The 19,290-nt window shown below is 30.7% G+C and carries 19 protein-coding genes and 1 tRNA gene; 18 read left to right on the forward strand and 2 right to left on the reverse strand.

Features of this window, described 5'->3' with window-relative positions; all coding sequences use genetic code 11:
• Positions 1–86: 86 nt before the first annotated feature.
• Positions 87–1,637: a thiol-activated cytolysin family protein gene (locus tag J8L88_RS08650; protein WP_211060524.1), complete on the reverse strand. Its 1,551-nt coding sequence runs from the start codon at positions 1,635–1,637 to the stop codon at positions 87–89.
• A 310-nt stretch (positions 1,638–1,947) separates the two neighbouring features.
• On the opposite strand from J8L88_RS08650, the gene J8L88_RS08655 reads away from it, so the two are divergent.
• From J8L88_RS08655 to J8L88_RS08675, 5 genes are all read left to right on the forward strand, one after another.
• Complete coding sequence (locus J8L88_RS08655) at positions 1,948–3,828, forward strand: tetratricopeptide repeat protein (protein WP_211060525.1); 1,881 nt, start codon at positions 1,948–1,950, stop codon at positions 3,826–3,828.
• 50 nt (positions 3,829–3,878) lie between these two features.
• Entirely contained in the window at positions 3,879–5,108 is a 1,230-nt protein-coding gene (locus tag J8L88_RS08660) for a multiheme c-type cytochrome (RefSeq protein ID WP_211060526.1), read from the forward strand.
• Positions 5,109–5,288: 180 nt separating this feature from the next.
• A complete protein-coding gene (trxA, locus tag J8L88_RS08665) occupies positions 5,289–5,606 on the forward strand; it encodes a thioredoxin (RefSeq protein WP_027394894.1) in 318 nt (105 codons plus the stop codon).
• 121 nt (positions 5,607–5,727) lie between these two features.
• Positions 5,728–6,657: a DUF58 domain-containing protein gene (locus J8L88_RS08670; protein WP_211060527.1), complete on the forward strand. Its 930-nt coding sequence runs from the start codon at positions 5,728–5,730 to the stop codon at positions 6,655–6,657.
• 86 nt (positions 6,658–6,743) lie between these two features.
• A tRNA-Asp gene (locus J8L88_RS08675) sits at positions 6,744–6,817 on the forward strand.
• Positions 6,818–7,358: 541 nt separating this feature from the next.
• On the opposite strand, the gene J8L88_RS08680 is transcribed toward J8L88_RS08675, so the two are convergent.
• Positions 7,359–7,859: a DUF456 domain-containing protein gene (locus J8L88_RS08680; protein ID WP_211060528.1), complete on the reverse strand. Its 501-nt coding sequence runs from the start codon at positions 7,857–7,859 to the stop codon at positions 7,359–7,361.
• A 152-nt stretch (positions 7,860–8,011) separates the two neighbouring features.
• Between J8L88_RS08680 and J8L88_RS08685 the strand changes: the two genes are divergently transcribed.
• The 13 genes from J8L88_RS08685 to J8L88_RS08745 all read left to right on the forward strand — a co-directional run bounded on the left by J8L88_RS08685 (position 8,012) and on the right by J8L88_RS08745 (position 19,275).
• Positions 8,012–8,434 (forward strand): hypothetical protein, encoded by a 423-nt coding sequence (locus J8L88_RS08685; RefSeq protein WP_211060529.1) that lies wholly within the window; start codon positions 8,012–8,014, stop codon positions 8,432–8,434.
• 320 nt (positions 8,435–8,754) lie between these two features.
• Complete coding sequence (locus J8L88_RS08690) at positions 8,755–10,596, forward strand: M56 family metallopeptidase (RefSeq protein WP_211060530.1); 1,842 nt, start codon at positions 8,755–8,757, stop codon at positions 10,594–10,596.
• A gap of 94 nt (positions 10,597–10,690) precedes the next feature.
• Positions 10,691–12,745, forward strand: a complete 2,055-nt coding sequence (locus tag J8L88_RS08695; RefSeq protein ID WP_211060531.1) for a peptidylprolyl isomerase — start codon at positions 10,691–10,693, stop codon at positions 12,743–12,745.
• 39 nt (positions 12,746–12,784) lie between these two features.
• Positions 12,785–13,156 (forward strand): BlaI/MecI/CopY family transcriptional regulator, encoded by a 372-nt coding sequence (locus J8L88_RS08700; RefSeq protein ID WP_211060532.1) that lies wholly within the window; start codon positions 12,785–12,787, stop codon positions 13,154–13,156.
• Positions 13,137–14,336 carry a tetratricopeptide repeat protein gene (locus J8L88_RS08705; protein ID WP_211060533.1) on the forward strand — a complete coding sequence of 400 codons (1,200 nt, stop codon included), beginning with the start codon at positions 13,137–13,139 and terminating at the stop codon, positions 14,334–14,336. The genes J8L88_RS08700 and J8L88_RS08705 overlap by 20 nt, the downstream gene beginning before the upstream one ends.
• 120 nt (positions 14,337–14,456) lie before the next feature.
• Entirely contained in the window at positions 14,457–14,936 is a 480-nt protein-coding gene (locus J8L88_RS08710; RefSeq protein ID WP_118389031.1) for a hypothetical protein, read from the forward strand.
• A gap of 36 nt (positions 14,937–14,972) precedes the next feature.
• Positions 14,973–15,530: a crossover junction endodeoxyribonuclease RuvC gene (ruvC, locus tag J8L88_RS08715; RefSeq protein WP_027392999.1), complete on the forward strand. Its 558-nt coding sequence runs from the start codon at positions 14,973–14,975 to the stop codon at positions 15,528–15,530.
• Positions 15,531–15,598: 68 nt separating this feature from the next.
• Positions 15,599–16,735 carry a radical SAM family heme chaperone HemW gene (hemW, locus tag J8L88_RS08720; RefSeq protein WP_211060553.1) on the forward strand — a complete coding sequence of 379 codons (1,137 nt, stop codon included), beginning with the start codon at positions 15,599–15,601 and terminating at the stop codon, positions 16,733–16,735.
• Between the two features lie 40 nt (positions 16,736–16,775).
• Complete coding sequence (locus J8L88_RS08725) at positions 16,776–17,528, forward strand: cyclase family protein (protein ID WP_211060534.1); 753 nt, start codon at positions 16,776–16,778, stop codon at positions 17,526–17,528.
• Positions 17,525–17,881: a DUF4260 domain-containing protein gene (locus tag J8L88_RS08730; protein WP_027392996.1), complete on the forward strand. Its 357-nt coding sequence runs from the start codon at positions 17,525–17,527 to the stop codon at positions 17,879–17,881. The genes J8L88_RS08725 and J8L88_RS08730 overlap by 4 nt, the downstream gene beginning before the upstream one ends.
• A gap of 1 nt (position 17,882) precedes the next feature.
• Positions 17,883–18,497 (forward strand): DUF4230 domain-containing protein, encoded by a 615-nt coding sequence (locus J8L88_RS08735; protein ID WP_027392995.1) that lies wholly within the window; start codon positions 17,883–17,885, stop codon positions 18,495–18,497.
• A 5-nt stretch (positions 18,498–18,502) separates the two neighbouring features.
• Positions 18,503–18,922 carry a GNAT family N-acetyltransferase gene (locus J8L88_RS08740; protein ID WP_027392994.1) on the forward strand — a complete coding sequence of 140 codons (420 nt, stop codon included), beginning with the start codon at positions 18,503–18,505 and terminating at the stop codon, positions 18,920–18,922.
• On the forward strand, positions 18,919–19,275 hold the full coding sequence (locus J8L88_RS08745; protein ID WP_027392993.1) for an MmcQ/YjbR family DNA-binding protein: 357 nt from the start codon (positions 18,919–18,921) through the stop codon (positions 19,273–19,275). Before J8L88_RS08740 ends, J8L88_RS08745 begins: the two co-directional genes overlap by 4 nt.
• Positions 19,276–19,290 lie beyond the last annotated feature (15 nt).

Below are 19,290 nucleotides of genomic sequence, written 5' to 3' on the forward strand. Positions count from 1 at the left end.
TGAGCTTTTTTTTGCAAAAAAAGCCGGCATCAAGTTGCTGAATCACAACTTTAGACACCGACTTTGCAAAGAGATAATACTATTTTTTATTGACAGGTTCTTACTTTTGCTTCAAGACCATCTCTATAAGATTCAAAGCAATCTTCATGATCATGGACATGACCACCAATATTATCGACTAATTTGCTCTCATAACCACTATCTCCAAACCTATCTCTTTCTACATGGTAAAATATATCATAGGCTCCATTTGGCGGAGTAATTGCTGTTTTAGCTCCGTCGGTTGTATTAAATTTCCAATCAATTTTATCATAAGAGACATCGTTAGTAAGATTGTTCTTATACTCTATCCCAACCCTAAAATTATCTGCCAAATTATTTGTAAATATTATTTGATTGTGTGTAACACCTACCTTAGTACAATTTAAAGCTACATAATTTGTTGAATATCCCATTTTTGCTAAACTATTATCTTTTAAGAATCGTATGGTATATGCAATAGGTACTCCTGGATTATTTCTACTGTATGTTGCATTTTCACCTTTTATGATGGTTTGCAGGTCTCCAAAATTTTGTGCAGACACCGCTTGAGAAGCTACTGCTGCATTTCCTCCTATAGTAACAGTAGTAATATTAGATTCATTCAAGATTTCTTTATACTTTGCTTCTACAGTTCCAGAAGCACTGGTTACACCACTAGCATAGTTAAAAGCACCTGTTAATTGAGCCTCTGTTGCTTCTGCCGTAGTCTCCATTCTAAACATAATAATCCTACCGTAATTTACCGAATGTACATATGCTGGTGGTGTACCAGAATTAAATGCATTCTCAACTTGTGCTAATGATACATCCGCTCCAAATACAGCTGCCGGATTACTTGGTGTATCCATCGTTATTGTATAAAAAACTTGCTTAAATACCATGATAGCTACTCTTCTGGTCGAAGTGGTTTCATAATTAAATTGCGCAGATACATCCCCAGTCGCCCATTCTGTATTCATACCTACTTCTAAGCTCATTTGTTTAGAGCTATACGATGTACTTGCAGCATAAGAAGAATTAGATGGGTTTGTGTATCCTTCATCATAGGCATTGGCATTCCAATATTCCAATGCTTCATCAATTTTAGCTTGTACATTAGAGTTTATTGGATCTTCTATTCTAATATTTCCTGCTTCACCAATACCTGGCAGATCTAAACGGATTGTCATTGGTGCCCTACCTAAGGTAAATGCTTCTGGCAAACCATCTCTCATAGATTCATTTCCAACCACTAATGCTCCTGGCCAAATGATTCCTCTAGTTGGTCGTAGAATTGCCACATCCTCAAAATTCGCTTTAAGATTATAATCTACACGAACACAGGTTGTTTTTTCGCCTTCTAAAGTGGTTACATCAGTAGTTGTTTCACCTGGCGTTTTCAATAATGCTTCTCCACCAGTTTCTTCAACACCCAATAACTGATTAGCATCATAATCAAGATTATTTATAAAATCATTAATAGTATTCGCTTCGGGATTAGTTGGTTCTCCTAGAATAGGATCTTCATCCTTACTACAAGAACTGCACGCAATACAAGAACATATTAAGCTAATTAATATAAACGCTTGGGGCATTTTTAAAATTGAAGTTTTCATGATTTATGTTTTAATGATTCAACGAGTCAAAACTATCTGAAAACGCAGCTGAAGCCTAATTTTTGGTATGGACAAAGTATGGACATGCATTAAAAATCAATGAGTTACATAACTTTTTTAGCTTTGCTTAACTTCGAGTCCTCTTTATGAAATTTTTCAGTGTTTTCAAGGGTTTCTGTAATTTATTGAGAAGGAGAAAATCTTTCTTGGTGGCCGTTTTACTCTAAAAAAAATGATGCTACCAATGGACAAGCTCATATAACTAGAGTATTTATTTCCTAACTTAGATGGAAACTAAATAATCATTTTCATGAAGTTCTCTACTTTCATTCTATTCATATTTCTTTTTAGTCTTCAAAATATATACAGTCAAAATGATAAAAAATTAGATAGTTTGCTAAACGCATATCACTCGCATAAGGATGATTCAGTCAAAGCAATTACAATTAATTTATTATTTAACCACTTCCTCTATAATAATCAGGAAAAAGCAAAAAAATATGCACTAGAACAATTGGAGCTTTCAAAAAAAATTGATTTCTCTAAAGGAATAGCTAAAGCTCTTAACAATTTAGCTGTATATTATAGTAATACCGATAAGGTTGACTCTTCAAAAACATTTTACTTAAAATCTCTCAAAATATATGATCAGAATCAAAATTTTGATGGTATAACCGGTGTAAATCATGGAATTGCAATTTTAGAATACTCTTCTGGAAACTATCAAAAGGCAATTGAACTTTTGAATGAAAACATTAAAATTTATACAACCAAATTAAACGACTCTTCGGGACTAGGTATGTCTTACGATTTTATAGGCTCAATAAATTTATATCAAGGAAATTATAATATAGCACTAAGAGAAACCTTAAAAGGTTTACGAATATTTGAGCAAATTAATGATGAAATTAGAAAAGCTGATGCTTTAAATCATTTAGCCAGTATAGAGGCTTACTTAAAAAACTATGATAAATCCATAGAATATAATAAGCAAGCACTTACTATTTACAAAGAAAAAAACGACAGATTATACGAATCTCAAGCATTAAATGATATTGGCAACTCATATTTTTATCTAAAAGATTATGAAAATGCAATTAAATACCTAAACAAAGGTTTACCTATTTCTAGGGAAATGGGGGTAACTACCTTAGAAGCTACAATTTTGAATAATCTTGGAAAAGCTCATACGGGAATAAAACAATACAAAAAAGCAATTACCTATCTTGATCAAAGTTTATCCATATTACAAAAAACAGATAACAAAAATAAAATTATTGAAGTATTAAATGATCTGGGTAAAACATATAATTCTATAAATAATCCGATTAAAGCAAAGGCTTTTTTAAATAAATCTATAAAACTAGCTACAGAAATCGGTGTAAAAGGAAACCTACAAATAGGCTATTTTAATAGATCAGAATCCTATGAAAAGCTTGGGGATTTTAAAAATTCATTAAGTGATTTTAAAAATTTAAAAACAATAAGTGATACCATATTCAATACTAAAAAGTCACAGCAGATAGAGGAACTCAAGATTATATATGAAACCGAAAAAAAAGAAACTGCGATTGCTTTGCAAAAAGAAGAAATAAAAAACCTAAACCAACAGGTAGAAATCAGCAATCTTCGTAAAACATTATATGCTGGAGGTATGATCTCGTTTATAGCTGTCTCTGGATTACTATTCTTCGGATTCAAACAACGAATAAAAAAGAACAAAATAGAGCGTGAAAAACAAGAAGAAATATACAAACAAGAAATCGAGTTCAAAAAGAAAGAACTTACTTCGCAAACACTACACTTAGTACAAAAAAACAGCTTTATTCAGGAATTAAAAGAAAACCTCGAACGTATTAAAAATTCACCAGAACTTTTTAAAGTAGAATTCAGACGTTTGGTATTATTATTAAAAAAAGAAAGCGCTGAAGACAAAGATTGGGAAGTGTTTAAATCTTATTTCGCAGATGTACATAACAACTTTGATAATAAACTCAAATCAATCTACTCGGAAATCTCCGAAAAAGAAATACGATTGGCGTCTTTTTTAAGAATGAATCTTACTACCAAAGAAATTGCTACCATGCTGAATGTTTTACCAGATAGCGTATTAAAATCAAAATATCGTTTAAAAAAGAAACTGAATTTAGATAAAGAAACGGATCTATATCAATTCTTGAACACCTTATAAATTTATTAAACACTAAATTACCCTATCTTGTATGATATTCTAAAAATTTTATGAAAAAGCGTATTTTATACATAAGTAGTGTTATTATTATTCTAGTTGGCACTATTAGCTATTTCTCTTTATCTACAAAAACATCAAATAACACAAACGAATATATAGCGATTACTCCAATTGCCACTCACATAAATGGAATGGATTTTATAGATTCTGCAACTTGTGTAGAATGCCATGCTCAAATAGTGGAGGACCATTATAAAACAGCACATTTTAACTCCTTGCAAATTGCAAATAAAAACACCATAAAAGGTAGTTTTGACAAAAATAAAAACACATTAAAATTAAACAACAAAGTTACTTTTAACTTTATTAAAAAAGATTCTGGGTTTTACCAAGAACCCGTATTTAATAATCAAAACACTCCCTTTTACTCTGCCAAAATGGATATTGTAGTAGGTTCCGGAACTAAAGGACAATCATATTTAATGTGGAATAACAATAATTTATTGCAACTACAGGCATCTTATTTTACTCCCACGGATAGTTGGATTAATAGCCCAGGAGCTCCAGATCAACTAGCTCCAGCAAGACCCGTATTAGAACGTTGTTTAGAATGTCACACTACATACGCGCAAAATATTACGGGAGACAAAAACAGTAATCAATTTCACAAAAAGAACTTTGTTTATGGTATTGATTGTCAAAGATGTCACGGCCCTGTAAAGAAACACGTAGTATATCATAAACAAAACCCTACGGATAAAATTGCTAAACATATTATAAAATATAGTTCTTTATCTCGACAGCAAAGATTAGATGCATGTGCGCTATGTCATTCTGGCTTAAGAACAGAAACCACAGAACGTGTATTTTCTTTTGCAATTGGAGATACATTAAAGAAGTTTTCATTTCCTGATTACGACGAGTCCAGTTTAAAAGATCTTGATGTACATGGAAATCAATACGGTTTACTAAAAGCTAGTAAATGTTTTACAAATAGCAATTCTCTTGATTGTACTACATGCCATAACCCTCATAAAAAGGAAAGAGGAAACATCTCTTCATTTAACCAAAAATGTATGGATTGCCATACATCGTTATCAAAACCAATCAATTGTTCTGGTGATAACAATGAAATTAAAAAAATGGGAAATAACTGCATCCAATGTCATATGCCTTTAGTAAAAAGTGAAACTATGAAGATACAGATTTCAAAAAATGAAGAAATTTCTGTTGATGTTAGAACACATCTTATAGGCATCTATAACCTGAAGAATAATTAACCAGTAAATAAAATAATAAAAACAATTATTCTAAGTCAGAACAATTTAATAGTATATTTGGGTATCAGCAAATTCAATACCCCTATAGTCAAAACTAATATTATGACTGTAAGCTTTGGGAGAATTATTGACTAATTTTGTGAAATTAAAAATGAATAAAAATTTAAATAATAAATAACTATGGCATTAGAAATAACAGATGCTACTTTTGATGAAGTAGTACTTAAGAGTGATAAACCAGTATTAGTTGATTTTTGGGCAGCATGGTGTGGCCCTTGTAGAATGGTAGGTCCTATCATCGAACAAATCAGCGAAGAGTATGATGGAAAAGCAGTAGTAGGTAAAGTAGATGTAGATGCAAATCAAGAATTTGCGGCAAAATATGGAGTAAGAAATATCCCTACTGTATTAGTTTTTCAAAATGGAGAAGTAGTTGGTCGCCAAGTAGGTGTTTCTCCTAAGAATGTTTATGCAGAAGCTTTAGATTCTTTAATCTAAAAAAGTATATTTTCTATAAAAAAAGGGTTGGCCGATTGTCAACCCTTTTTTATAGAAAATAAATTAGTATCCGTATATTGTTTGAATTATTAAAACGAATACTCTTAATACGTAGCGAAGGATGAATATCCAAAATGAAATTAACAAAACTGGAGGCTTTACTAATCTTGAACTTTTAGCTAAACAAGTGGTAGAAGGTTTTATTTCTGGAATGCATAAAAGTCCTTTTCATGGATTCTCTGCAGAATTTGCAGAACACAAAGTATACAATAATGGAGAAAGCACGAAACATATTGATTGGAAATTGTATGCAAAAACAGATAAATTATTTACTAAAAGATATGAAGAAGAGACCAATCTTAGGTGTCATATTATCATTGATAATTCTTCTTCTATGCATTACCCCGAAACAAAGGAGCATCATTTAGGTTCACTAAATAAAATTAGTTTTTCGGTGTTGGCAACTGCTTGCTTGATGAACATTCTTAAAAAACAACGAGATGCTATTGGTTTAAGTATTTACAGCAACACTTATGACTATTATTCTCAAGAAAAAGGTAGTGAAAGGCATCACCAAATGCTTTTGAGCAAATTAAGTCAAATAGTATCTTCGACTCCAGATACAAGAAATACCGACACCTATACCTTTTTGCATCAAATTGCAGAAAAAATTCACCGCAGATCATTGATCTTTTTATTTACGGATATGTTTCAAGCTACCTCAAGTCCAGAAAAATTATTTGAAGCATTAAGACATCTTAAATATAATAAACACGAAGTAGTATTATTCCATACTTTCGATAGCACTAAGGAACTAAACTTTGATTTTAATAATCGACCCACTCGATTTATAGATGTGGAAACTGGTGAGCACGTAAATTTATATGCCGATAATATTAAAGAAAATTATCAAAAAGCAGTTGCTTCCTATTTTTATGAACTTAAATTAAAATGTTCTCAATACAAAATAAAATATGTAGAAGCAGATATAACAAAAGATTTTGACAAAATTCTCACAACATATCTTGTTGAAAGGCAGAAATTTGTATAAAACAGTAAAAAATAAACTAAAAAAAATTGAAAAAACATTTGCGGGTTTTAAAATGAGGTGTATATTTGCATCCGCAATAAGGCAATGGTCTGGTAGTTCAGTTGGTTAGAATACCTGCCTGTCACGCAGGGGGTCGCGGGTTCGAGTCCCGTCCAGACCGCAAATTGCAAAAGCTTCAACTAACATTGAAGCTTTTTTTTGCAATTAACGAAGTTGTGTTGTCCCACGCCGTTTGCGTGGGTGGTTTAGTAAACCAATGAGAAGCTTTTCCTGAAAACGGAGAGGCTTTTTTTAATTTAATACTATATGTAAGATTCTTAAACTCACAAAATCAAAAACCACAGAATTCTAAAAATCTCTTTTAAAACTTAGAACCCCCTACTACTATATTCCTAGAGAAAAACATATTTGTATAATTATATCAATGTTAAATTTAACAATTGTAGTCTTAATCTTACTAAAATTAAACAAAACAGATTTAAATATGTTAAAATACACTTTTTTACAGATAAAATGCATAAATAATTTGGTGATAAGCTTTTTTATACTATCTTTACAAAGTGAAAATGAGTTAGTACTTTCATTACCCCCAAGATGAAAGTTTTTATAAAAGTGAGTTTTAATTTTAGAATAAGCCCCTAAATTAAGATGATTTGTGTGAAGAAAAAGAGCGTGGAGACGCTCTTTTTTATTGTTTATTACTAAAACAATTCCCCCCAATGCTCCCAAACTTTATTGATATATAAAATCACAAAAGCTACGGATACTATAAATTTTACGAAAGTACCGGCAAGAAAACCAAGAAAAGAACCAAAAGCTGCTTTTAAAGCCTTAGCAGAATCATTACTGTCTTTTATAAGTTCACCAATAAACGCTCCAGCAAAAGGCCCTATAACAATCCCCAATGGCCCCAGAAACAACAACCCTATGATAAGCCCTACAGAACTCCCTATCATACCATACTTGGTACCGCCAAAATGTTTTGTACCCCAAGCGGGGACTATATAATCAAGGATCCATACTACTAGCGCTATCGCTAGTGTAACACCTAGAAAAGTCCAGTTTTGAGGAACAACATTAGTAAAATGCAATATCAAAAGACCTATCCAAGAAGTAAAAGGTCCCGGTAACACAGGTAGAAAACTACCAATAATACCTACCAAACATAAAATAAACCCTATTATGACTAACGCTATATCCATAGTAATTTATTAGACTACTAAAAAAGTATATTGTTACTGTACTATTACTTTTTTAATCGAATCCTTAAAGTTGTATTAACATTTGAACCCTTTACAAGATCTAAATTTGTAGGAAAACAAAATACTTTTATCAACTTATTCTACCCCCTGAAATGAAAAAATGTATTCTTATTACCACAATGACCTTACTTATGGGATTTTTTGCTTATTCTCAAAATAATCCCACAACAGTTAAATGTAAAAACAAGATTATTGAACGTGTAAGAAAACATTGTGTATGCAAAGATATAGAACAATATGCTAAAAATAATTATGACGTTATAGCTGTCTCTTCTTATGCACAACCTGGGCTCAATCGGATTTACACAAGGTTTAATATCTCAAATGATGGTCAAATAAACAATATCCAAGTTAAAGGGTTTTCTCCAGAACTAGAAAAAGAAGCTATCAGAACATTGATGTCTTTTCCAGATATAATTCCGGCATCGGATCTATCAATGTCAGTAGTCGATTCTAAAGCATTCTATACCATTCTAATACAATTTGAAGTAAAAAACACCATTACCAACCTATAAATAGAATGCAGTATACCTTACATTGCATTATTTAGTTTTTGAAACCGCAATTGGATAAAATCAAATATCCATAGAAATCATCTATAAAACCCAAGAATAACAATCCGTAGTGAAATTTCCACATTTTTTTTAACTAAAAATTTAGTTAAAACAAAAAAATACATATATTTGCTATTCAACTAAACTATTAGTTGAACAGATGTAGTTATCTAAAAAACAACATTGGGGTTGTCAACTTGAGTCTGATATATTCTTTTAGAATATGAATATTCAGACTCTGGATTGACTAATACCTTAACTGTTTTACTAAAAAAGAAAATATGTTTTATTACCTCCTCCAAATCCTAATATTTCAGCTAATATTTCTTCTGATATATGACATATTACATAAAAAAGATACTTTCTTTAATTGGAATCGTCTATATCTATTGATAGTACCATTTTTATCGTTAGCACTTCCGTTTATAGAGATTGATTTTCTTAATTCTAGCTCCACAGGAGCTTATGTTTCTACTATTGAAAGAACAATTATAGCCTCTACTGAACGCACCCTACTAAATGGAAACCAAACCAATGATATTTATAATATTTCCTCTGAGTCTGTTAATTGGTCATTAATAGTATACTTAATAGGAATAATGATCAGCATAGTAGTTCTTATATTAAAATTCCATAAACTTCATATACTAAGGAATGTTTCTAATATTTCTAAAGCTTTTGACAAAAGAATAGTAATACTCCCTAATAGCTCTCACGCATTTTCATTTTGGAACACCATTTTTTTAGGAGATTCTTTAACAGAAGAAGAAAAGAAAAACATTATTTCTCACGAACTAGTTCATGTAAATCATAAACATACCATCGATCAAATCGGTATAGAAATATTAAAAGTATTATTATGGTGGAACCCAATAATTTATATTTATCAAGCTCGGATCACACTACTTCACGAATATATCGCTGACTCCGTTACTATACATAAAGTAAATCAAAGAAATTATATAGAACAGTTACTTAATTCTGCTTTTCAAACAGAAAAAATAACTTTTATCAATCAATTTTTCAATCAATCATTAATCAAAAAACGAATACTTATGTTACAAAAGTCCCAATCAAAATCTATTGCCAAATTTAAATACCTACTATTAATACCAGTCATTACGGGAATCCTTACCTACACTTCTTGTAAAGATGATGGTACATCTAAATCAGAAGACGCTACTATGGTAGAAGGAGAGAGCACTGATATTAATAAAAAAATAGCAACTAGTAATCAGCCTTCATGTCTTAACAAAGGTTCTAAGTATGATTATACGTTAGATAATTACTTAAAAATTACAAATGGAAAAAATGCTGATATAATTGCCAAAATTGTCTCTTTAACTACAAATGAAATTATTAGAACAGCTATAGTTTACAAGTCTCAGACTCATTTTGTTAGAAACATACCTCAAGGTACATATCGAATTGATGCTGTCTATGGAAATCAGTATAAAGAAGAGGAAAAAGATGGTTATTGTTCGGGGAGTTTTGCAACAGAGTTTATTTCCGAAACTGGAGAAGACGTTCTCGATTATAATATTATCATAAATGAAAAAGGGAAAAATGTACCTTCTTATTCTTTAGCATTAGATTTCTTACCTAAAGATTCTAAAAGTAACAATACCGATAACAAAGGAAATGTTAATCAGGAGGAAAAAAAAGGCGAAATTTCTGAAAAAGCAGCAGCTTACAACAATGGGATCAAAACAAATGATATATCCAAAAAAGAAGCTGAGCCTTATTGTGCAAATTCTGATGAAACTAGATACGACTATAAATTAGATAATTATCTAAAAGTAACCAATGGAAAAAATGCTGAAGTAATTATCAATATTGTTAACTTAGAAACGCTAAAAAGCGTAAGGACTATACACCTGCCTAAGAATGCAGAATACTTCATTAGAAACATTCCGGAAAGCAAGTATCACTTAAAAATTGTGTATGGAGAAGGTTATAAAAAAGAAGAAAAAAACGAAAAATGTGTGCTTTCGTTTACCAACAAAAAAATAGAAGAAGAAGGCCAAGATATTCTTGATTTTAATACAATTATATCACCACAAGGTCTTAATGTTCCTTCATATTCTATTTCATTAGATATGTTAGATGAACATACACATTAATAGAGTAAACTATAAATAATTAATACTAACAGATATGCTTCAATATTGTATTCAAACTATATTATTTCAGTTAATATTTTTATTAGCGTACGACATGTTTCACAAAAAAGATACTTTTTTCACTGTAAATAGAGTATATCTTTTAGTTACTTCTGTACTTTCTTTGACTCTACCTTTTATTAAGGTTAAAAGTATCCAAGAAACTATCCCAGACGATTATGTAGTTAATTTACCCACTGTTTTTATCGGGGAAAGAGTTTCGAATAATACTATTGAAGTTGCAAATACTGTTTCTTCAGCATCTCTAAATATAAACTGGTGGTTAGTTCTTTATATAATCGGAGTTTCTGTAGCCGTGTTCTTATTTATTAGAAAAATACTAATCATTCGTTCTTTAAAACAAAAATCTTCTAAAGGGATGATCAGTAAATTCCCTGTTAGAATATTACCTGATAGTAAAGATGCCTTTACTTTTTGGAACACTATATACATTGGAAATGAATTATCGGAAACAGAAAAAAACAAAATTCTAATTCATGAGATCGTGCATTTAAAACAAAAGCACACATTAGATCTCATTTGGTTCGAAATAATCAAAATCCTTTTCTGGTTTAATCCTTTGATTTACATATATCACTCTAGAATCATCACTTTACACGAATATATCTCTGATGCATCCGCTATTAGACAATTAGGAAAAAGAGCATATTATGAACAATTACTTAACTCTAATTTCCAGACTAAAAATGTAAAGTTTACTAATAATTTCTTCAATCATAAATTACTTAAAAAAAGAATCATCATGCTTCAAAAAACGAAATCAAAATCCAATGCTAAATTAAAATACTTAGCTATTGTACCGTTATTAGTAGTTATGCTTACATTTACCGCTTTTTCTCAAAAAGCTGTTGCTATTGCAAATATTTCATCCGAAAAAATAACGGACGAAATTAAAGAATTGACTAATACGTTTTCTGATGAAACAGTCAATGCTGAAATTACCGAGAAGGAGACTCAAATCCCTACTGAAACTGATACAGCTAACAATGAAAAAGAAGTTTCAGATATCTTAGAAATTGAACCAACAGAAGAAAAAGAAGAGGAACAAATTCAAAAACCAATAAAAACAACCAATTTAGATTCTTTATCCAGGGTGGATCAAAAAATCGTTGATCGACTTTTAGAAATTAAAAATGATATTATAAAAAATGGTAAAAGCTTTGCCAGTAGAGCTGTGTTATATTCAGAAGATCCTGGATCCAAAGGAAATGGAGGATTATATTTTGTACAAAAAGATACTCCTTTTCATGAAAAGTTTAAAGCTGTCGCTTTTAGTCTAAAAGAAGGTGAAATTTCTGATCCCTTTAGAACATCTTTTGGATGGCATTTACTAACTGTAGATAAAATTAAAAAAGACGGAGTAGATGTAAGACATATCTTAATTTTAAGAGAACAAAACATTCCTTATGCAGCAGTAGAAAAGGTACCAAAAACACAGAATTGTAAAGGACTTACAAATAATGAGGAAATAAAAAAATGTGTCTCTGAAGAAATTAAACAATTCGTAAATAGAAATTTCAATGTAGACATTGCTAAATCCATTGGTTTAACTGGAGTAAATCGAATCTATGTTCGGTTTAAAATAGATACTTTAGGAAATATTACAGAAGTTGAATCTCGTGGACCAGCTATCGAATTAGAAGAAGAAGCTAACAGAGTTATTGCCTCATTGCCTAAGATGATTCCTGGAGAGTCTAATGGAGAAAAGGTGAATGTTTTATATTCATTGCCTATTGTTTTTCAGATACAAGGTAACTCGGACCAAGAACCAGAAAAAAAAACTAAAAAACAGAATATAATTACAGAAGAAAAAGTTCTAACCGAAACATTATCAGACGATGAAAATCATACTATCAAAAATGGATATTATATGGTAGCTAATATTTTTAAACGTCAAAGTTATTTTGAAAAACGCGTCGCAGAGTTAAAAAAACAAGGGATTACACCTAAGCACTTCAGAAACCCAAAAGATTCATACATATACGTATATCTAGAAAGATATGACACTTTAGATGAAGCCAAAACAATGTTAGAGTCCGATATGAATGGACAATACACAGGAGATTTATATATATTAAAAATCCAATAATAAACTAAACGTAAAAAATAAATACATAGAGTCAAACAAATGAAACAACTCACCAAAGCAGAAGAAGAAGTAATGCAGCTTTTATGGCAACTTAATGAAGGAAATGTCGCTGCTATTATCGAACAAATGCCTACACCTAAACCGGCATATAACACCATCTCTACGATCATTAGAATTCTGGAGAATAAAGAGTTCGTATCTCACCGTAAAGAAGGAAAAGGGTATGTTTATTTTCCTTTGGTAAAAAAAGAGGAATACAGCAATCAATCATTGAATAAATTAATGAACAATTATTTTAATGGTTCTTTTAGAAACATGGTATCCTTTTTTGTAAAGAAAAATGATATGAATATGAACGACCTCGAAACTATACTTAAGGAAATCAATAAAGATGATAATAGCGATTCTTAAAAACCTAAAGTATCTTTTTTGTATCCTAGTCTCCTTAACTTCTATAAAAGTTGAGGCCCAAGATGCTCAGCTAAAAATTGCAGACAGTCTTTATACAATTGGCAACTTTTCTGAAGCAATAAAAAGCTATAAAACAATCGTTCCGAAGGATGACTATATACTTCTAAAAATAGCTAAAGCTCATAAAGCAAAAGGTACTTATAAGGATGCCTTAAATTATTATGAAAAAGTAATTCTAATGAACACAGAATTACTTCCTGCAAAATTAGAATATGCTAAATTACTGATGTCTACTAATCAATTTAAAAAAGCAGATAGTGTATACTCAGACTTGGTTGCTAAACATAATGATAATCCAAATTTCCAATATCGTTTAGGACTCGCCAAGAAAAAATTGAAAGATACTACTGCAATAACATATTTTGAAGAAGCCTTTAGACTAGATAGTACGCATCAGAAAAGTTGTTTTGAAGTTGCAAAACATTATCTTAAAAAACGAAAATACATCAAAGTAGAAGATATTGCCAATAAAGGACTAGCATCTTATCAAGAAAACCCAGAGTTAATTAATGTAATTGCACAAAACTATCTTTTAAGAAAATACTACTCAGAAGCTATACCATATTTCGAAAAACTTATCGAATTAAATCATAATAATGAATTTGTTCACGCTTCCCTAGCCTTATGTTATCATAAGGATTATGAATACAAAAAAGCTATTGAACAATATCTACAGGCCTTAACATTTAATAATCAAGTCCCTTTAAGGTATACTCGATTAGCTCAAGCCTATACTTCTATCAAAAAGTATGATGAAGCACTAACTAGCTTTAAAATGGCATTAGAACTTAAAGATGTTCCTATAGATGAAGATCTATATAATATTGCCATGACCTATAGGCATAGAGAAGAATGGGAAAATGCCATTAAACATATGAAATTGGCAATTAAAGAAAATCCAAATTATCACAATGCACAATACCAACTGGCAACTTTTGCCGATGCCTATTATAAGGATCCTAAAGTAAAGCTAAAGTATTATACTGATTGTTTAAAAAAACTAGAAGCAAGTAACGAAGACAATACATTCATAAACTTTCTTAAACAAACTGTCAATAAAAGGATTAGACAACTCGAACAAGAAATCGAGAAAACTAAAAAAAATATTGAAAAAAAATAAATTTATTTACAAAAGTAAAAAGAGTATTCTTATCACATTGATATTAACCTTCTGAAAAAAAACTTTAATTTTATGCGCTTAGAAACACTTAAGTTCTTTTATAGCTATTAAAATTAATCAATGATTAAGCGATTTTATTATATATCTGTTTTAATTTTTACATTATTTTCTTGTGACAATTTAGTGCTCAAAAAAGAGAATCAAGAACAAGTTTTAAAGGATAAATGGAATGAAATCGACAAAAACCAAGTCGATGAACCTCCTCTATTTGATGCTTGTAAACACGTTTCTGGAGAAGAAATAGAGCGTTGTTTCCATACCATCATAAATGAACAAATAGGAAACTATCTCCAAGATCAAACAATTAAAGTAAAAGAACCTATTAATGATACCATCTGGGTTCCTTTGTTAATTACCAAAAATGGGGATATAATTCTTGAAGACTTTTCAGTTCCAGATTTTATAACATCTCAGATTCCAGATTTTAAAGACATTTTAGAAGAAAGTATTGATAATCTTCCTGATGTAGAACCTGCTCATACTAGAAGTACTCCTGTAAATACAAGATATAAACTTCCATTAGTAATTAGTATTAATTAAACTTACATTCCTTAGTTTTGTATAAATTGAAAGCTATTGGAAAGTGAAAAAATAATATTGGGTATTGATCCTGGAACTACCATCATGGGATTTGGCTTGATTAAAGTTGTTAAAAAAAAGATGTCTTTCTTACAGCTTAATGAGTTACAACTTAGCAAATACGATGATCACTACGTGAAGTTAAAACTTATCTTTGAACGTACAATAGAACTCATAGAAACATATCACCCAGATGAAATAGCTATTGAAGCTCCATTCTTTGGTAAAAACGTACAATCTATGCTTAAATTAGGTCGTGCACAAGGAGTTGCTATGGCGGCTGGATTAAGTAGAGAAGTGCCTATCACAGAATACTCTCCAAAAAAAATAAAAATGGCAATTACAGGTAATGGTAATGCTAGTAAAGAACAAGTCGCCAAAATGCTTCAAAGTCTTTTAAAGATCAAAACGCTTCCTAAAAACCTAGATTCTACAGATGGATTAGCAGCCGCTGTTTGTCATTTTTATAATATGGGCAGAGCCGATATTGTAGGTAAAAGCTATACTGGTTGGGCAGCATTTGTAAAACAAAACGAAAAACGAGTGAAGAAATAATAATAATAATTCAAAAAAAATAATATCCGATTTAACTCACTCAATTATAACTCTAAAAACTTAAAGTCATCAGCGGTATTTACATACATATTCCATTTTGCAAACAAGCATGTCACTATTGTGATTTCCATTTCTCTACCTCTGGTAAAAAGAGAGATCAAATGGTTTTTGCGTTATGTAATGAAATTAAATTACGAAGATCAGAAATTGATGATCACGAAGTTATAGAAACAATATATTTTGGAGGTGGAACTCCAAGTATATTATCTGTTTCAGCATTAAAATTTATTATTGATACAATTTACGAGAATTACCTTGTTTCTGATGATGTAGAAATTACCATAGAAGCAAATCCTGATGACCTTACCGAAACATACATAAAATCATTAGCTTCTACAGAGATCAATCGTCTTAGTATTGGTATTCAATCATTTTTTGATGAAGATTTAAAACTTATGAACCGAGCTCATAATTACAATGAAGCTAAGACTTGTTTATCGATAGCAAGTAAATATTTCGATAATATCTCAATTGATCTGATTTATGGTATTCCAGGAATGTCTTCAGAGCGATGGCAAGAAAACTTAAAAATAGCCTTAGATACTAATATTCCTCACATATCAAGCTATGCATTAACTGTAGAACCAAATACAGCACTATCTTCATTTATCGAAAAAGGAGTCATTGCTCCAGTAAAAGATGAACTAGCACAACAACATTTCGATATTTTAGTAGATACCATGGAAAAAGAAGGTTTTGAATATTATGAATTTTCTAATTTTGGAAAACCTGGATATTTTAGTAAAAACAATACTGCATATTGGCAAGGCAAACATTATCTAGGAATTGGTCCTTCTGCACATTCATATAATGGCAAAGAACGTAGCTGGAATATTAAAAACAATATAAAATATATCAAATCGCTACAGGAAAACAAACTCCCAAAAGAAATTGAAGAACTTACCACTACTGACAAATACAATGAATACGTAATGACAGGATTAAGAACTATTTGGGGAGTTTCGCTAAAAAAAGTTGAAGACGATTTTGGACTTACATATAAAGAATATCTACTAAAACAGGCTCAAAAACATCTAGATGAACATCTCTTGTTTCTTGATGAGGATATATTAATTGTTACTAAAAAAGGAAAGTTTTTAAGTGATGGGATTGCAAGTGATCTTTTCTTGTTAAATTTAGGGTAACTAGTTTCTTAAATATAAAAACTAGCATAAGTACAACCTCATGATTACTACTATACAAGATAAAAAACGCTTTTACAAAATAGATCTATCTAAACCTCTAGATATTTCAATTACATTAAGAGGAACCTCTGATAATGTAAACGCCTGGTATATAACCGCTCCAAAAATTGAGCCCGTTACTGATGGAGATTGGATTGGTAAAGTTTCTGAAGGTGCTTCTACAAATTTTAATAATATCCATTTTAACCCACACGGACACGGAACGCACACCGAATGTGTTGGCCATATAACAACAGAGTTCTATAGTATCAATGACACCTTAAAACAATTCTTTTTTACCGCAGAACTTATTAGTATAAATCCAGAAAAAAAAGATGAAGATTCTGTGATTACGAAAAGTCTGCTGCAAGAATTAATTCATTATAATACGGAAGCTCTAGTTATCAGAACGCTTCCTAATTCGGATGAAAAAATTAGCAAACAACATTCTCATACTAATTGGCCCTATTTATCAGAAGATGCAGCAATATATATCCGAGAACTAGGAATAAAACACCTTTTAATCGATGTACCGTCTGTGGATAAAGAAAAAGATGATGGCAAATTATTAGCTCATAAAGCTTTTTGGAACTATCCAAAAGGAACAATATTTGATGCTACCATTACCGAAATGGTATTTGTGAAAAATGTTATTAAAGATGGAGATTATATGTTAAACCTTCAGATTGCCTCTTTTGAAAACGATGCTTCTCCTAGTAAACCAATTTTGTATAAAATATTAGAATCCTCATGAAATCGACTTTACAGTTAGAAGAGCTAGCTATGCTTGGGCTAGGAATTTATCTATTTAGCCTATTATCCTTTTCTTGGTGGTTATTCTTGGCTTTATTTTTGATTCCAGATATTGGAATGCTAGGATATGCGATTAATAATAAAATAGGCGCCTTTTCATATAATCTATTTCATCACAAGGGCCTCGCTATTTTGATTTACCTCGTTGGAATATACTATTCAAACGAATTTGTACAACTCTGTGGAATTATTTTATTTTCGCATGCTTGTTTCGACAGAATTCTAGGATATGGTCTTAAATATGAAAAAGGTTTTAAATTTACACACCTTGGTGAGATAGGTAAAAAGAATTAGTATGGAATTATTATTTATTGGATTGTTAATAGGTTCTGTTTTGGCATATTTTATTTTTGCCAGATTTAATATCGTAAAAAAAAGAGCCGGCATACAAACACAATCTACTATCTTAATGGAAAAAATCAGAAGTGTTTGTAAGCTTGTTACTGTAGAAGGTGATTTTGCAGAAATCTATCACTACGAAAGTGTAAAAGAAAAATTCTTTAAAACCATTAGAGGAAAGAAAAAAGCTTTAATTCTAATTGATGCAAAAGCACATGTGGGTTTTGACCTTTCTAAAATAAAAATGGAGAGTGATACTAAAAACAAACAGATCATACTAACACAGTTCCCTAAACCAAAACTTCTTACGATAGAAACTGATTTTAAGTATTATGACAAAAAAGAAGGTTGGTTAAATCCTATGACATCTAATGACCTAACAGATATAAATCAAGAAGCTAAACAGTTTATTATTGATAAAATCCCAGAAAGTGGATTAATAGAATCTGCAGGAAAAGAACTACTTACCGTTATCTCACTTATGGAAACTGTTGCAGAATCTATAGGATGGACATTAGACTACTCTGCCTTAGAACTCAATAATGATGCTGATCAAAAACTCCTAAACTAAAAAAGATGGAGCTTATTATCTCTACAGAAAAATCAAAATTAGACATTGATTTTATTCATCAATTTCTTACCAATACTTATTGGGCAAAAGGAAGAACAAAACAAGAAGTAATAACTAGTATAGAACATTGTCTTAATTTTGGCGTTTATATAAACGACGAGCAAATTGGTTTTGCAAGAGTGCTCACTGATTATACCGTATTTGGATATCTAATGGATGTTTTTATAATCGAAAAACATAGAGGAAATGGGTATTCGAAAATACTAATCAAAACAATTATGGAATATCCTGACTTACAAAAAGTTCATCGCTGGATGCTAGCTACAGCAGATGCTCACGGATTATATAAGCAATTTGGGTTTGATTCATTACCCAATCCAGATCTGGTTATGGGTAAAATGATAGATAACAATATTACACGATGAATATAGAAGGGTTTAGAGATTATTGTTTGTCAAAGAAGGGAGTAACCGAAGAGTTTCCATTTGATAAAACTACTTTAGTTTTTAAGGTAATGGGAAAAATGTTTGCGCTAACTGGATTAGAAAGACATCCTTTTAGTGTAAATCTAAAATGTGATCCTGATAAAGCTATTGAACTAAGAGAATATCACTCAGAAATCGAACCGGGATACCATATGAGTAAAAAACATTGGAATACTGTTAACTTTTCTGGCAGTTTAGCTACTAATATGTTATGTGAATTAATAGATCACTCTTATGCGTTAGTAGTAAGTGGTTTAACAAAAAAAGTAAAGCAAGAATTAGAAAATCTTTAATATTAAAACTAAAAT

It is taken from the genome of Aquimarina sp. MMG015 (assembly GCF_018100855.1).
Lineage (GTDB): Bacteria > Bacteroidota > Bacteroidia > Flavobacteriales > Flavobacteriaceae > Aquimarina > Aquimarina latercula.

Bases quoted from the DNA above. Each gene is read 5' to 3' on its own strand.
- J8L88_RS08650 (WP_211060524.1), bottom strand. From the start codon at position 1,637: ATGAAAACTTCAATTTTAAAAATGCCCCAAGCGTTTATATTAATTAGC.
- J8L88_RS08655 (WP_211060525.1), top strand. From the start codon at position 1,948: ATGAAGTTCTCTACTTTCATTCTATTCATATTTCTTTTTAGTCTTCAA.
- J8L88_RS08660 (WP_211060526.1), top strand. From the start codon at position 3,879: ATGAAAAAGCGTATTTTATACATAAGTAGTGTTATTATTATTCTAGTT.
- trxA (WP_027394894.1), top strand. From the start codon at position 5,289: ATGGCATTAGAAATAACAGATGCTACTTTTGATGAAGTAGTACTTAAG.
- J8L88_RS08670 (WP_211060527.1), top strand. From the start codon at position 5,728: ATGAATATCCAAAATGAAATTAACAAAACTGGAGGCTTTACTAATCTT.
- J8L88_RS08680 (WP_211060528.1), bottom strand. From the start codon at position 7,859: ATGGATATAGCGTTAGTCATAATAGGGTTTATTTTATGTTTGGTAGGT.
- J8L88_RS08685 (WP_211060529.1), top strand. From the start codon at position 8,012: ATGAAAAAATGTATTCTTATTACCACAATGACCTTACTTATGGGATTT.
- J8L88_RS08690 (WP_211060530.1), top strand. From the start codon at position 8,755: ATGTTTTATTACCTCCTCCAAATCCTAATATTTCAGCTAATATTTCTT.
- J8L88_RS08695 (WP_211060531.1), top strand. From the start codon at position 10,691: ATGTTTCACAAAAAAGATACTTTTTTCACTGTAAATAGAGTATATCTT.
- J8L88_RS08700 (WP_211060532.1), top strand. From the start codon at position 12,785: ATGAAACAACTCACCAAAGCAGAAGAAGAAGTAATGCAGCTTTTATGG.
- J8L88_RS08705 (WP_211060533.1), top strand. From the start codon at position 13,137: ATGATAATAGCGATTCTTAAAAACCTAAAGTATCTTTTTTGTATCCTA.
- J8L88_RS08710 (WP_118389031.1), top strand. From the start codon at position 14,457: ATGATTAAGCGATTTTATTATATATCTGTTTTAATTTTTACATTATTT.
- J8L88_RS08725 (WP_211060534.1), top strand. From the start codon at position 16,776: ATGATTACTACTATACAAGATAAAAAACGCTTTTACAAAATAGATCTA.
- J8L88_RS08730 (WP_027392996.1), top strand. From the start codon at position 17,525: ATGAAATCGACTTTACAGTTAGAAGAGCTAGCTATGCTTGGGCTAGGA.
- J8L88_RS08735 (WP_027392995.1), top strand. From the start codon at position 17,883: ATGGAATTATTATTTATTGGATTGTTAATAGGTTCTGTTTTGGCATAT.
- J8L88_RS08740 (WP_027392994.1), top strand. From the start codon at position 18,503: ATGGAGCTTATTATCTCTACAGAAAAATCAAAATTAGACATTGATTTT.
- J8L88_RS08745 (WP_027392993.1), top strand. From the start codon at position 18,919: ATGAATATAGAAGGGTTTAGAGATTATTGTTTGTCAAAGAAGGGAGTA.